Source organism: Halobacillus sp. Marseille-P3879, assembly GCF_900240285.1.
Classification (GTDB): Bacteria; Bacillota; Bacilli; order Bacillales; family Halobacillaceae; genus Halobacillus_A.
Map to the genome: position 1 here is coordinate 1,145,455 of NZ_OESS01000001.1, position 14,452 is coordinate 1,159,906.

Genomic DNA, 14,452 nt, shown 5'->3' on the forward strand with positions numbered 1-14,452 from the left:
ACCTGGTACCATTAAAAAATAATAATTCTCTTCTCTTATGAATATCAATAATTGATAGCTTTATAATCAGAAGGGACGTGACTGTGTGTGAATTACTTGTCCATAGATTCGAAAACGAAGCTTTATTACGAGGGGGAAGGCGTGGGACAACCTGTTATTTTTATTCATGGTGTAATGATGAGCAGCCAGTTTTTTCAGAATCAGTATCCTTATTTTAAAGAAAAGTACAGGACGATCATGTTCGACCTGCGAGGACATGGAAAATCCAGCAAAGTCGAGTATGGCCATACGGTAGCGAATTATGCAAGAGATTTGAAGTTATTAATAGAGCACCTGGACTTAAAAGATGTTATTTTGGTTGGGTGGTCGATGGGGGCCTTTGTTGTTTGGGACTATATCAATCAATTTGGAACCAATAATGTAAAAGCGGTCACAGTCGTCGATCAATCTCCTTCTGATTATCTTTGGGAAGGGTGGGAGTATGGAGCTTTTACGTTTGAGGCGATAAAAGGGGTCATGCAGGCAATCCAAGAAGACCAGGAATCATTCAACAGGGAATTTATATACGGAATGTTTAAGGAAAAGCCGGCTGATGAGGTTCATAAATGGATTTTGACTGAAATGATGAAGGTTCCTGCCTCCATTGCAAGTACCATCGTGTTTAACCAAACGGCTGTTGATTATAGAGAGACCCTTTCTAATGTCGATATTCCAACCTTAATTTGTTTTGGACGGGATGATAAGTTTTTTCCTGTGGCTGCAGGTGAGTATATTCAAAAAAGAATTCCTGGCTCCAAACTTGTTCCCTTTGAAAAGAGTAGCCACTGTTTGTTTTTAGAAGAGCCCGATAAATTTAACAAAGAGCTTGATCATTTTTTTCAAAATTTAAGATGAAAATAACCGATTCTGTACCTGGTACCACACAATTATAGAAGTGTACCCGGTACACAATAACTCCATTATGGTACCAGGTACACTTATGCATACTCACTTCCTTTTTTTGGTTGTGGGATTTTTTCATTTCGTTGTTTAATGAGGATGAAAAAAAGGAAAAATTTTATATAAGGTATTATTAGGAAGGAGTGAGAAAGATGTTAATGAAAGCTACAAATTTAGAAAAGTTAACGTTTGAAGCTAATGATGGGGAAATGGGAAAAGTGAAAAATCTTTATTTTAATGTTAAAGACTACGTGATCCGTTATATTACTGTCGAATCCGCAAAATGGTTTCCTGATCAGATCATTTATATCTCCACTTCTGCCATTGAATCAATCGATTTTGAAAACAAACGCATAAAAGTAAACCATACAAAAGAAGAATTACAAAAGAATGCATCAGTTAAACGTGAAAGCGATATGAACGCCGATATGGAACAGAAAATGGCAAAAATGATGAATTGGAATCCTCGCTGGTGGGAAAAAGAAGAAAATTCTTCTTCATCCTCATATGCTCATTCACCTGTGGACGCTAAGACAGGTGTAAGTATAGCTGATAAAACTGACAAACTAATAAGCATAAACGAAATGAAAGGGATATTTAACAACGCTAACGTGATGGCAGGTAATGAAAAAATGGGGAACATTGCGGACTTTATTATTGAGGAGCAAACTTGGCGCATTCGCTACTTCCTGATCAATTCCGGCAATTGGTCTACCCACCCTTATGTCCTCGTCTCACCCGATTGGATTTCTTCCATAGATTGGGATAATGATAAAATTTACGTGGACATGACGTTGGATGGTATCGAGAGAGGTCCTATTTATAAACGCGGAGATGAAATCACAAGAAAATTTGAAGAAAAGCTATACAAAACGTACAGAAAAAGACCATATTGGGTTTAAAAAGGTACCAGGTACACTTAATCGCTATCTCTGTACCCGGTACACAGAAAAAAAAGAAAAATAAAAGAGAAAAAAAGGGAGCGGCTTTTCAGCTGCTTCCAAATATGAATATCGGCAGGTAGCCGATCATTTTTATCCATTCGCTAAAGACCGTTTGGGTTTCTTTTTTTGTTAATCCATCTTCTGGGTTGTAGTAGGAGGGGGACGGGGAGAATGTTAATGACACGTCTTCTCCGTTATATACCCGTTCAAACGCGAGCTTGCTCCGAAGTGAATGATAATTACTTGTCACCACAATTGCAGACTCTAACTCGTAGTCCTTCATCAACTCCTTCGTATACACTGCATTTTCGTAAGTGCTCGTCGCTTGATCTTCTTCTATAATGTCTGCTTCAGCTACTCCTAAATCTACAGCTTCCTCAGGTTTTGTTCCCGATTCAGTTGAATTTGAAAGAATCATGGTTTCTGCTTGTCCTTCCTTATAAAGTTTTGCCCCTTTTTCAAGCCGGCCTTCATTTCCGCTTAATACAATAATAGCATCAGAAGGCTGTGCATTATATTCAATCACCATCCACTTTGGACCGAATACGGCTAAGAGAAGAAATATGAGCAGAGGTATGATGAAAAGGATTAAAATGAAGCCGCGGAGAAAGTTCTTTGCAATTTTTGTATGGTCTGCCATAAGTAAATTGTCCTTCCATTCAACGATAAAAGCTAGATCAAGAATATTGTGCTTACTTGACCTAGCAGATTAGTTAATCGTTTACAGATGCATTCATTAACAGCTTCATGAGCAGTTCTTTCTGCGGATAATCCGATTCTTTTACATCCTCCACGAGCTCTTCTAAATTATAGTTTGTACGTATGATAGAGGTTTGAACGCCGCCATCCTCTACATCTACCACTGCGTAGGAAGGCTGGGCGAGACCATCAAAAGGAAGCCCTACGCTGCCGGTGTTGATAATGATTTTACCGTCTATGTGACGAATGTATGGCTTGTGAATGTGCCCGTAAACATAAATGTCAGCCATTTCGTTCGTCATTAACTCCTCCTTCATCATTTCATCACTTTCTGAAGGCAGGACCACTTTAAATAAATCGTCTGGTGTAGCATGAAAGCCGTGAACATGGACACCGTCGAAGTCTTCATCGATCTCCTTATCTAACTTATCTAAATAAGAAATGGCCTCACTACTCATTTGCGAGGAGGACCAGTCTTTTTCTTCATTCATATCCTCAATTACATCGTCAGGTACTTCGCCTTCCTGAACACCCCGTACGATCCATTCATCGGCATTCCCTTTAATAACGTTAGCGTCAAGTTTCTGAATCATTTCTACGCATTTCTGCGGTTCCAGACCGCGGTAAGACAGATCTCCTAAGACAAACAGCTGATCGACTTTTCGTTTCTCAATGTCCTCTAATACAGATTGAAGAGCGCGTGCATTACCGTGTATATCTGCTATAAATGCTAACCTCATAACTGTCTCCTTTTTTCAATTGATTTGTATCATTATTCCCTTCCTATCCAAATCAAAACTCGTTTACATTCTGAATCTAATATTACCATTAATTTCTTAATTTGAGTCAAAAACTAGTTCTTAATTATTAGGTCTTGTACGTATACATACCTTACTGAGTTTATAAAATTCCTAACGTAAAGGATGGTTCGATGAAATGTTCAAATTGTCATCACGAACAAGCATCAGGAAAATTCTGCGGGGCATGTGGCTCAGCTTTGATTGAAGAAGAAACCTTAGAAGTGGAATCCACATCGACTACGGCACCGGTCCCTGGACATACGAATTCAAATACTAGTGCAATGGAGAACGTGCGAAATTATTGGGACCGTTCCCTGCGGTTCATCCAGCAGCCTCTTGAAGCTTTTCGTGCTACAGACAAATCGGTTACTCAAGGTTTGATCACTCTTTTTCTTTTCATGCTTTCATTTACACTCAGTCTTTACTTTTTACTGAATTCTTTTGCGAAAGTGCTAACCCTGGGGTGGATGGAAGCGGGTGAGCCATTCTCTCCTTCCCAGTCCCTCCCATTCTATGAGATAAGTTCCCGCATTTTCCTATTTTCCTTGGCCGGCGTGGTCATCAGCTTGCTCGCTATTATGATAATGACAAAGCTTTTAAAGCATCCATTTTGTATCAAAACGATCGTTGCTCAGTATGGAGCTTTGCTGACTCCCTTTCTGCTTATTAATGTTTTTGCAATTTTATTTGCTTTAAGCGGAACAGCAACAGTGACGGTCCTTTTGTTGAGTGTATCTATGTTTTATGCCCTGATCGTAGTTCCGATTTTATTCATCTACCATCAGGGAATCAATAATGGAGCGGCAGACTACGCTTTTTACGCAAGCATTTTAACAAGTGTTATTATTCTATTCTTTTCCTATTTATTCTGGAGATGGATGCTCATCGAAAAGCTGAGTGAGCTTCAGTTCTATTTGGAGAATCTTCCATTCTAAAAAAGGGGGAGGCTTATGAAGTTTTGTACGGAATGCGGACATTCCATCTCAAGAGGACAGGCGTATTGCAAGCATTGTGGAGTTAAGCAGCTGCATACTGACCCAAACGGGCTTTCACCGTTATCGAGGAAAAAGCGTGCGGCGAAGAGACCATTGAAGAAACGAACGAAAACCATAATTGGAATAGCGGTTTTGCTTACCGTTCTTCTTATGACGTCTCATCAGTATCTATCGAACAAATACGATTTCAAGGATACTATAAAAGCGATGGACGCAGCACTTACTCAGAGCGATGCTGAGGCCTTCTTTGAACACATTAAACTTGATGAGAAGGCGTTGCTAAATAAAAAAGAATACATGAAGTTTCTTGAAGAAGCTGGTTGGGAGGGCATTCGTGAACAATTGGTTGTGGTGCTCAGTGGAAAAGGTTCAAATCTCTCAATCAAAGATCACAAAGGAAATGAACTCTTTACTATAGAGAAGGATTATATGTTTTGGAAGTTGTACCCAAAATACACCATCATCGCAAAGCCTCAGTTCATTAAAGCCAATACGAATCTTTCACCTACAACCCTAATCATAGAGGAACAATCTGCAAAGGTAGAAGAAGGTGAACTAAAAGAAGCATTCACAGCTTATCCGGGGGAGTACAAAGTGAAGGGGGAAGCTAAAAACGAATTTGGAAGATTTGAATATGCGGATGACATTTACGTTGGTTTCTCCCCAGCTGAACTTTTTATTGAATTCCCTGATCAAACGTATACCATTCAAACGGATCAGCCGGATGCCACCTTAATTATTAATGGCAAGAGTACAAGTAAAACGTTAAGCGAATTTGAGGAGCTTGGACCATTTTCTGAGAACGAGGTTGTTATGTATGCTGAGAGAACGAACAGAGAAGGGGAAATTGAGCGGACGGAAGAAGTAACTCAGAATGATACGGTTTGGGGATCACTTCCGTTCGATTTTAATCAAGAAGATTATGAGTATGAAGAAGATGAAGATGTAATTGAGGAAGATAATAATTCTGTTGATGCCGGAAATTATGTTATGGAATTCAGGAATGCCTATGAGGAAGCCTTAAATGCAGTAGATTATAGCTACATTTCCAGTTATTTAATAGAAGGAAGTGAAGCTGCTCTAGAGTTACAGGATTATTTAACAGAGATAGACAGCCAGGGTTACACCTTTAATTTTACCCATAACGAAGTGACTTCTTTAGAGCAGATGGATGAGGAGACATCTATCGTGACAACCAATGAGAGGTTTACGTTTACCGATCAAGACGGAAAAGAAACATTTTATGATCGAGTGAAGGACTACACCCTGATTTTAACGGATAATGGTTTAAAAATAACATCCATTGATATCAATGAAACGATAAGAAACTGAGCGTAATTTAAGATGTTTCATTTTCATAAAGTGTGGCTTGAAATGCAACCCGAACCTTTGCAGGGCTGAACCACGTCCTTTAAGAACAGATTAAATAAAATTTTTCCACTCTGCACAAATCTTGCAAATATACTGGTTATCCTACTACTGAAAAGTCATGTACAGAGAGGAAGAACAGTATGAAACCATTGAAGTGGATTTTAAGTGCATTATTTTTGACTTCATTATTAACTTTAGCTGCGTGCGGAAGTGACAGTGAAGATTCAGATGAAGAAACTGAACAAAAGGAAACGAACGAAGAGTCAGGTGAGAAAGAAGAAGAGATGGATCACAGCAGCATGGACCACTCAGGCTCTGGTGAAGTTCCCGCCGAATTAGAAGATGCGGAGGATCCTACTTTTGCAGAAGGTGATAAAGCTGTCATCACGGATTCTCATATGGAAGGGATGGAAGGAGCAGAAGCTACGATCGCCGGAGCTTACAGCACCACAGCTTACATCATCTCTTATGACCCCACAGACGGCAGTGAACGCGTGGAGGACCACAAATGGATCATCCATGAAGAAGTTGAAGATGCCGGTGACGAACCATTTGAATCAGGGGATGAAGTAAAGATCGATGCATCCCACATGGAAGGGATGAAAGGTGCCACCGGGACAATTGAATCGGCTGAAGAAACTACGGTTTACATGGTAGACTTCACACCGACAAATGGGAGTGAAAAAGTAACAAATCATAAATGGGTAACAGAAAGTGAATTGGAAGAAACAGAATAACGGACAATCAAAAAGCTGAGGAGCCTGCGCCCCTCAGCTTTCTTTATGCCCGTTTAACCATATGGGCATAAAGCTTCTGATACGCTTTATGCTCTTCTATCATCCCAACTTCATGATACAGTTTTGACAGCCACTGGACGGGCCCGGGGTCTTCGTTGTTTAACTCCATTTCCCAGCTCATACATTCGATCGCTTTTTGTGGCTGATGGAAAAAATGATACAACTCTCCAAGCCTTTGCTGATGATTAGGGTCTTCGAGCAGCTTATTCATCTCATTCACCTTTTCTAGTAATGGTTCAGCGCCCTTAATTTCCTTCAGCGGACTAGCCCAAACTTTCACTTCTTCAGGTGATTGTGTGGCAAGCATGGTTGAAAAAGCTTCATACAAGATTGTGTCCGTTTGCTCCTCGTCCACGGACCCGCACACCGTCAGGAGCAGCTTTTGGAGACCTTCAGGTGTAAGCGATTCAGCTGCGAAATCTTTCTGCTTTACCACTCTGATCATTTGTTCAGACTGCTCAGGGGATAATTCAATGTCATGCTGGCAAATCAATTGCAGAGCGCGTTCCAGCTGGCTGTTATCTAGATAGAGTTGTAGACTATCTTGTAAAAAAGGCTTTGAGCTTACCCCGCGATTCTCGAGCTCTTTCATAAATTCGAGCGGGCTCTCAGGGAAATACTCATCGATGAGACTCTTTAGTATGGTGTAATTTTCTTCATTTTGGTGTTGCTCCGCAAGACGAATGTGAAGGGCTGTCCGATCGATCCAGCGATCTTGCTGGGTGTAAAGCTGATCAAGGGTCTGGAAGGAGTCTGACTCAGGGAGAGCAGCAAATGCTTGTTTTTCTACATATAGGGAGTCACGGTTAAGGACAGAAGCATCATTATCTTTATAAAGAGCTGCATATTTAGTGAATTGAAGATCTCGGACGAAGGAATGTGTCACGCTGTGGTTCGGCGCAAAATCCTGGAGAATGTGGAGTATGCGGTAACAGGAAAATAATTTTCCATCACGACGGTTTTGATAATAAAGCTTCTTGATTAGATGGACGAGTTTATCTTTCATTATAAACCCATTGAAGTAGGTGGCAATTAGAGCTGTTTCCTGTAAAGAGCGTTGTTGTGGCAGTTTGGCGAACAGGTCGTTGAAACTTTTTTTCTTATAGGGGGTGGTAGAGAGTTGGGCGTCAATCAAAGGATGGGGCGCAGTAAAGGTGGTGCCGTTATTAAACGCGGTATTGATGTATGGATAAGAGTGGTCGGGTTTGGAAATGACATAGTTTAAATACTGATCCATATGAAAGAACACATAGTGCTTCAAGTCATGCTGGTCAACAGCTTCTATAATCCGGCTTTGTTTATAAACGGTCATTCGTTTGATTTGTAACTGATCCGTCTGGTTCTTGTCTTTGATTGTTATTGTCTGGGTCACAGGGATCCCTCCTCAATCTTTCTTTCACCATACCACTATATGGACGAGGCATCAATAGAATCGGCTTTGCAAAAGTTGTCGACATTGGTCTAATTCGTTAAAATGAAAATGGTTTCATCATGATGAAGTGGGTGCGGACATGAATGATAGACAAACAGAGTTACTTAGAAAATTAATTGTTCACATGGAAGCCGTATTTCATGTAAACGAGCTTGCCGCAGAACTTGAATGTTCAGAGAAGACGCTGCGTAATGATCTAAAAATGATTGAACGGTTTCTTGAAGATGGGGCTGAAATTGTTCGAAAGCCTGGAGTTGGTGTGTACTTAAAGGCTGATGCAGACGAGAAGTCCCGCTTGTTCCGATATTTGTATCAGTCGGAGACAAAATCGGATCAGGATCGAATTCTTGAACTAACCTTTCGCTTACTAACGGAAGAGAAAGCAATAACATTAACGAAGATGGCTGAAGAACACTTTACCACTGTATCAACGATTAAGAAGGATTTGCAATTAATCAATAACTGGCTGGGCAGCTTTGACCTTGAAGTTATTTCCAAGCAGCGCTTAGGAAGTGTTATTAGAGGAAAGGAACTGGATAAAAGAAATGCGCTGGCTCATTTACCAGAACTGGTTTCTTCTACAGGGGTTTCGAATGATTATGTTTTACACCTTTTTCCTTCCTATGAAGTTGACCTAGTACGACAGACGTTAAAAAAAATGCAGAAGGAGTTCGTCTTTAATTATGCCGGCGGTGAGTTGGAAAGTCTCGTTATTCATGCGTTAGTCATGATAAAACGGACGAGGCAGCAATCTGCGATACAGATCAATTCTTCTGATAAGCATTTAGTTAACGAGTCTTCTGAGTATGAAATGGCTGAATGGTTCTTTGAGCGTGTAGGCAACCTCCTCAGCTTAACTTTTCCTACAGAGGAAAAGATTTATTTTACTTGGCATTTAGCCAGCGGTAAGCGGCAGGAGCAGCCATTATCTTCTCCATTCGAAAGGCTGTTGAAACAAGTTGTAGATCAACTCATCTTTCAACTCCAGATCATGACAATGATGGATTTCCGGAGTGATTCTCGTCTTGAGAATGGGCTGCGCATTCACCTGGAGTCTACAATTCATCGTATTCGTTATGGTTTGACGATTCGTAATCCGATGCTTGCAGATATTAAAAGAATGTATCCTTATATGTTCAGCATGGTCGTCTTAGCATTAGAGGAAGTCAATGAACAACATGACCTGGACATTCCTGAAGATGAAGCAGCTTACCTCGTTCTTCATTTTCAGGCAGCAGTGGAGCGTCTTGAGAAACAACGTGATACATCTAAGAGAGTTTTAATTGTCTGTGAGCTCGGTGTCGGCATGTCACATTTGCTCCAGGCTAAACTTGAACAGGCTTATAAAGGCATGGAAATAGTTGGGTGCGTAGGAGAGCAGGAAATTGAGAGAGTGGTAGAAGACCAGAGGGTTGACTTTGTAATCTCTACTAAACCTATTCGCCTGTCGGACCTGCCGTCGATTGTAATTTCTCCATTACTTGAATCAAAAGATAAGCAGAAAGTGGATCAATTTTTACAAAAAATTGATCAGGGCAGCCGGACTTTAAAATCTAAAGAAGAGTTAAAAGACTATGTGGAAGAAGAGTTTACTTTTCTTAACATTAAAGCGGAGCATCCTTATCAAGTGATTGAAATGTTAGCAAATAGGTTAAGGGAAAAAGGGAAGGTGACTGAATCATTTGCTCACAGAGCGTTACTAAGGGAAAGATCGTCTTCTACATCGATTGGCGGTGGGATCGCCATTCCTCATGCCCATCCTGACGAGGTTCTGGAATCTACAGTGGCACTCGCTGTTTTGAAAAAGCCGGTCGAATGGGGAAAAGAAAAAGTCTCCGTCGTCTTTTTGCTGGCTGTCTCTTCAAAGGACCAGAAAGTAACAAGGCCGCTGATGAATGTAATTTCCAGTATGAGTGAGAGCCCGCAGAGTGTCGAAGAGCTTGTGAGGGCTGAATCGTTTTCTGAAATTCGTACCATACTTTGATAACAACTTAAAAGGGATGCATTTCGGTAATAATTAACTATAACGAATGAACTGTTTTTTAGGTTTTTCAATAAAGATTGTTTGTTCGTTGGAGGCTTAATAATTCATTTTTACCACAGCTGCGGTAAAAATGAATTATTTTTTTGTGATTAATATGTCATAAAATGATGATAGAAACATAAAGGAGAGGGGATTTAAGCTGTGAAAATATTAGCTGTTACTGCCTGTCCAGTCGGCATTGCCCATACGTATATGGCTGCAGAGAATCTGCAGAAAGCTGCCGAGGAGTTAGGCGTAGAAGTCAAAGTTGAAACCCAGGGATCGATTGGGGTGGAAAATGAGCTATCCGAAAAAGATATTGCGGAAGCGGATGGAATTATTATCGCCAGCGATAAAGACGTGTCTAAAGAACGTTTCGGCGGGAAGCCCCTGCTTGTTGTCGGGGTACAGGAAGGGATTCGTGAGCCTAAACAGTTGATCCAGCGAATTATCGATAATGATGTATCCGTTTACAAGGGCAGCATGCCTTCCGCTGAAACCGTAAAGCAAAAGAAAAAAGATAAAGAAAACCCGATATACCGGCACCTGATGAATGGGGTAAGCTACATGATCCCGTTTATCGTCGTCGGAGGACTGCTTATCGCTATTTCTCTGGCCATTGGAGGAGAGCAGCAGGCAGAAGGGATTATTATTCCGGATGATTCATTTTGGAAGCAGATTGAGAACTTAGGAGCGGCTTCCTTTAGCTTTATGGTCCCAATATTAGCAGGGTTCATTGCTTATAGTATTGCTGACCGTCCGGGTCTGGCACCAGGGATCATTGGAGGATATATTGCTACGGATGGAAGCTTTTACGGCAGTGAAGCCGGTGCTGGTTTTATCGGTGGTATTATTGCTGGTTTTCTTGCAGGATATGTTGTTCTATGGATTAAGAAGATTAAAGTTCCTCAAGCTGTTCAGCCAGTGATGCCGATTATTTTTATCCCGATTATAGGTTCGCTCATTGTGGGACTGCTGTTTATCTTTGTTATTGGAGCACCTGTTGCCGGAATCTTTGAAGGGCTAACGGCCTGGCTTGAAGGAATGCAAGGAACGAGCGCTGTATTATTAGCTTTAATTTTGGGTGCAATGATTGCGATTGATATGGGAGGACCGTTTAACAAAGTCGCATTTTTATTCGGTTCTGCTATGATTGCTGAAGGAAACTACGAAATTATGGGTGCGATTGCTGTTGCCATTTGTATACCACCTCTTGGAATGGGTCTGGCAACTTTTATTAATAAGCGTAAGTATCAGCAAGCGGAGAAAGAAACAGGAAAAGCATCATTTACGATGGGGTTGTTCGGTATTACAGAAGGGGCGATCCCTTTTGCAGCACAGGACCCATTCCGTGTAATACCAAGTATCGTCACCGGATCCATGGTTGGAGCTGTCATCGCTATGTTAAGCAGTGTGGGTGACAGAGTAGCTCACGGCGGACCGATCGTAGCAGTGCTTGGAGCTGTAGACAATGTCCTAATGTTTTTTGTAGCAGCTGCAGTGGGGATGGTTGTGACAGCATTTATGGTGAACCTCTTGAAAAAAGATGTAGCAGCTGCTGGTGTGCCGGCAAATGAAGAAATGGTCGAGCAGAATGATCACCCGGTTCCACATGAGCAAAAAGCAGAGACTAAACATCAAGAGATCAATCAATTAACTGACATTACTACACCCGAACTCATAGACATTGACTTAAAAGGTAATACTCGGGACGACGTTATTGATGAATTAATTGGAACATTAGATGCAAACAATATTTTACAATCTCCTGATGAATTTAAGGAAGCTATTATTAACCGTGAAAAAGAAAGTACAACAGGACTGGGTATGAATATCGCCATTCCTCATGGGAAATCACAAGCTGTGAAAAGCCCAGCTGTAGTATTTGGCATTAAGCGTGATGGGGTTGACTGGGGAAGTATGGACGGAAGTGATGCGAAGCTGATTTTTATGATTGCTGTACCTAAAGAAAGAGAAGGTGATGATCACTTGCGAATTCTGCAAATGCTCTCCCGTCGTCTTATGAGTGAGGAATTTAGAGAACAGCTGATGAATGTTGAAACAAATGAAGAAGCCTATCAACTGCTCCAGACGATTAAGTAATTAAGTTGTTATTACTGCCTTGCAGGAAGTTCCCTCCTGCAAGGCTTTTATCTATTGTTAATAATCTACTTTTTCCTCTTGCCTGCTCCATTCTTCAAACGGTAAGTTTTTTTGTTCCAGGTCTATCTGATAAAAAGGGATATCCCGTTCTTCATGTTTTTTATTAATCTCTTCATAAATAAATTGGTCATCGAACCCACTGTCTGCCGCCAGTTTCTTATCAGCGGCATAATATACTTTCTTAAGACGCGCCCAGTAGATGGCTCCTAAACACATGGGACAAGGCTCGCAGCTTGTGTATAGTATGCAATTTGTCAGCTGAAATGTATTTAAGTTTTCGCAGGCCTTACGAATTGCCTGAACTTCAGCATGGGCTGTTGGATCGTTTGTGGAAGTCACTTTGTTCTGCCCTGATCCAACGATGTTACCGGATTGGTCAACGACGATAGCTCCAAATGGGCCGCCGTCTGAATAAATATTTTCTACGGCTAAATGTATGCTTTGGTTTAAAAACTTTTTATAATCCATAATCAACCTCCTAAGAGTATACTTTCAGAATAATCATTTTCATCGAAACTTTCAATGAATGGTAAGGTTATATGAACTACCTATATGCAGAGGAAGATAAAAAATACGATAAACTTTGTTCATTCACTGTACAAACTAATAACTAGTTGATACAATTTGTTTTGAAAGCGATTTCTTTTCGGAGAGGAGGAAAAGGGCGGGTCTGTTTGATCTGCTCACATATTATGAAAGATCAAAAAAGTTTCTATATTGTTTTAATCACGCTGGTTGCTACACTTGGCGGTCTATTATTTGGGTATGACACTGCTGTTATATCAGGGGCTGAGGGTTCATTACAAAGATACCTTGCTGACGGATTGAATTTAAGTTCTCTTGCTCACGGATTAACGGTCTCGAGTGCATTAATTGGGTGTATTATTGGTGGCTTGCTGTCCGGCGTCTTTTCCACGCGCATCGGCAGGAAGTATACATTAGTACTTGCTGCTGTCCTGTTTTTAATTTCAGCCTTAGGTTCTGCTTATCCTGAATTGTTATTTTTTACGGCAGGTGAACCTACTTATGGAGTGCTGGTTATGTTTAATATTTACAGGATCGTTGGCGGTATCGGGGTCGGACTTGCTTCAGCCGTTTCACCGATGTATATTGGTGAGATTGCTCCTTCCCACATTCGCGGCCGCCTTGTATCACTAAATCAATTTGCAATAATATTTGGTATGCTGGTTGTCTATTTTGTAAATTGGGGGATAGCAAGGGGGCAGTCTCCACAATGGATAGACGAAATTGGCTGGAGGTATATGTTTGCTTCAGAAGCCATACCGGCGGCTGTATTCCTTCTGCTGTTATTTACTGTTCCAGAAACTCCGAGGTACCTTGCATCAAAAAATAAAAATGATGAAGCCTTAAATATATTATTGAAGATTCATAATAAAACGATGGCTAAAGCTACATTATATGAGATTAATCAGTCATTTGATGCCAAAAAGGGCAAGCTGTTTTCCTTTGGTGTATCGATTGTTGTAGTAGGGATTCTATTATCTGTGTTCCAGCAGTTTGTGGGCATAAATGTGGCATTATATTACGCTCCGCGTATTTTTGAAAGTATGGGGGCAGCACGGGATGCATCTATGTTCCAAACCATTATTATGGGGTTGGTTAACGTGATTTTCACAGTGGTGGCCATAATGACTGTAGATCGTTTCGGTAGAAAACCACTTCTTATCATTGGGTCATTGGGAATGACTGTGGGAATGTTTGGGGTAGCTGGCATGGCGTTTGCTGATGCAATAGGAATTGGAACACTTATCTTTATTATCATTTACACAGCTTCCTTTATGATGTCATGGGGACCCATTGTATGGGTGTTAATTTCCGAGATTTTCCCTAATAAGATTAGAGGTCAGGCTGTAGCTGTCGCAGTAGCAGCTCAATGGGCGGCAAACTATTTCATTTCCTCAACGTATCCGATGATGATGGAATTCAGCGGTGGATTAACGTACGGGTTTTATGGAGTAATGAGTATTCTCTCTGCTCTATTTGTGTGGAAATTTGTTCCTGAGACGAAAGGGAAGTCACTGGAACAACTTGAAATGAGATTGAAGAGAAATAAAGAGAATGTGTCATCAGACCAGTACTCTGCACGATGAATAGAAGAGAAAGCCGGGCATAAGGAAAGCAATGAAGTCAAAAACGGCCAATAAAAACATTTAATAATACTACATCAGTGTAGTCCAAATGCTTAAGACTTCTGTGGGCACAGCGCGAGTAGAAGATCCTGCAGGAAAGTGTTAGTTGTTTTATGAGGAAGCTGAGGTCGTACCTGCT

General features: G+C 40.9%; 12 protein-coding genes. 8 read left to right on the top strand and 4 right to left on the bottom strand.

Annotation, left to right across the window (positions count from 1 at the left end; translation table 11 throughout):
- Window positions 1–87: 87 nt before the first annotated feature.
- Window positions 88–894 carry an alpha/beta fold hydrolase gene (locus tag C1A12_RS05690; protein WP_101842861.1) on the top strand — a complete coding sequence of 269 codons (807 nt, stop codon included), beginning with the start codon at window positions 88–90 and terminating at the stop codon, window positions 892–894.
- Between the two features lie 197 nt (window positions 895–1,091).
- Window positions 1,092–1,841 (top strand): PRC-barrel domain-containing protein, encoded by a 750-nt coding sequence (locus tag C1A12_RS05695; RefSeq protein WP_101842862.1) that lies wholly within the window; start codon window positions 1,092–1,094, stop codon window positions 1,839–1,841.
- Window positions 1,842–1,929: 88 nt separating this feature from the next.
- Here the strand turns inward: C1A12_RS05695 and C1A12_RS05700 are convergent, their stop codons facing one another.
- Both C1A12_RS05700 and C1A12_RS05705 read right to left on the bottom strand, forming a co-directional pair.
- Window positions 1,930–2,523, bottom strand: coding sequence for a YdcF family protein (locus C1A12_RS05700; protein ID WP_101842863.1), 594 nt, complete (start codon window positions 2,521–2,523; stop codon window positions 1,930–1,932).
- 73 nt (window positions 2,524–2,596) lie between these two features.
- Window positions 2,597–3,322 (bottom strand): metallophosphoesterase, encoded by a 726-nt coding sequence (locus tag C1A12_RS05705; RefSeq protein ID WP_101842864.1) that lies wholly within the window; start codon window positions 3,320–3,322, stop codon window positions 2,597–2,599.
- A 191-nt stretch (window positions 3,323–3,513) separates the two neighbouring features.
- On the opposite strand from C1A12_RS05705, the gene C1A12_RS05710 reads away from it, so the two are divergent.
- The 3 genes from C1A12_RS05710 (at window position 3,514) to C1A12_RS05720 (ending at window position 6,485) form a co-directional block, all read left to right on the top strand.
- A complete protein-coding gene (locus C1A12_RS05710) occupies window positions 3,514–4,317 on the top strand; it encodes a zinc ribbon domain-containing protein (RefSeq protein ID WP_101842865.1) in 804 nt (267 codons plus the stop codon).
- A gap of 15 nt (window positions 4,318–4,332) precedes the next feature.
- The gene (locus tag C1A12_RS05715) at window positions 4,333–5,709 is read left to right on the top strand and encodes a hypothetical protein (protein ID WP_101842866.1); all 1,377 of its coding nucleotides are present in this window, start codon (window positions 4,333–4,335) and stop codon (window positions 5,707–5,709) included.
- Between the two features lie 179 nt (window positions 5,710–5,888).
- Window positions 5,889–6,485, top strand: a complete 597-nt coding sequence (locus tag C1A12_RS05720) for a YdhK family protein (RefSeq protein ID WP_101842867.1) — start codon at window positions 5,889–5,891, stop codon at window positions 6,483–6,485.
- A 43-nt stretch (window positions 6,486–6,528) separates the two neighbouring features.
- Here C1A12_RS05720 and C1A12_RS05725 read toward each other — a convergent pair whose 3' ends face one another.
- Window positions 6,529–7,917 (bottom strand): hypothetical protein, encoded by a 1,389-nt coding sequence (locus C1A12_RS05725; RefSeq protein ID WP_101842868.1) that lies wholly within the window; start codon window positions 7,915–7,917, stop codon window positions 6,529–6,531.
- A gap of 139 nt (window positions 7,918–8,056) precedes the next feature.
- Between C1A12_RS05725 and C1A12_RS05730 the strand changes: the two genes are divergently transcribed.
- Both C1A12_RS05730 and C1A12_RS05735 read left to right on the top strand, forming a co-directional pair.
- Complete coding sequence (locus C1A12_RS05730) at window positions 8,057–9,961, top strand: BglG family transcription antiterminator (RefSeq protein ID WP_101842869.1); 1,905 nt, start codon at window positions 8,057–8,059, stop codon at window positions 9,959–9,961.
- 201 nt (window positions 9,962–10,162) lie between these two features.
- Window positions 10,163–12,103, top strand: coding sequence for a PTS fructose transporter subunit IIABC (locus C1A12_RS05735; protein ID WP_101842870.1), 1,941 nt, complete (start codon window positions 10,163–10,165; stop codon window positions 12,101–12,103).
- Between the two features lie 57 nt (window positions 12,104–12,160).
- Here C1A12_RS05735 and C1A12_RS05740 read toward each other — a convergent pair whose 3' ends face one another.
- Window positions 12,161–12,631, bottom strand: a complete 471-nt coding sequence (locus tag C1A12_RS05740) for a nucleoside deaminase (protein ID WP_101842871.1) — start codon at window positions 12,629–12,631, stop codon at window positions 12,161–12,163.
- Window positions 12,632–12,855: 224 nt separating this feature from the next.
- Here C1A12_RS05740 and xylE point away from each other — a divergent pair, with 224 nt between their 5' ends.
- Window positions 12,856–14,274, top strand: a complete 1,419-nt coding sequence (gene xylE, locus C1A12_RS05745) for a D-xylose transporter XylE (protein WP_200816567.1) — start codon at window positions 12,856–12,858, stop codon at window positions 14,272–14,274.
- Window positions 14,275–14,452: the final 178 nt, after the last annotated feature.

Coding starts and splice junctions, on each gene's coding strand:
- C1A12_RS05695 (WP_101842862.1), top strand. CDS start 1,092: ATGTTAATGAAAGCTACAAATTTAGAAAAGTTAACGTTTGAAGCTAAT.
- C1A12_RS05700 (WP_101842863.1), bottom strand. CDS start 2,523: ATGGCAGACCATACAAAAATTGCAAAGAACTTTCTCCGCGGCTTCATT.
- C1A12_RS05705 (WP_101842864.1), bottom strand. CDS start 3,322: ATGAGGTTAGCATTTATAGCAGATATACACGGTAATGCACGCGCTCTT.
- C1A12_RS05710 (WP_101842865.1), top strand. CDS start 3,514: ATGAAATGTTCAAATTGTCATCACGAACAAGCATCAGGAAAATTCTGC.
- C1A12_RS05715 (WP_101842866.1), top strand. CDS start 4,333: ATGAAGTTTTGTACGGAATGCGGACATTCCATCTCAAGAGGACAGGCG.
- C1A12_RS05720 (WP_101842867.1), top strand. CDS start 5,889: ATGAAACCATTGAAGTGGATTTTAAGTGCATTATTTTTGACTTCATTA.
- C1A12_RS05730 (WP_101842869.1), top strand. CDS start 8,057: ATGAATGATAGACAAACAGAGTTACTTAGAAAATTAATTGTTCACATG.
- C1A12_RS05740 (WP_101842871.1), bottom strand. CDS start 12,631: ATGGATTATAAAAAGTTTTTAAACCAAAGCATACATTTAGCCGTAGAA.
- xylE (WP_200816567.1), top strand. CDS start 12,856: ATGAAAGATCAAAAAAGTTTCTATATTGTTTTAATCACGCTGGTTGCT.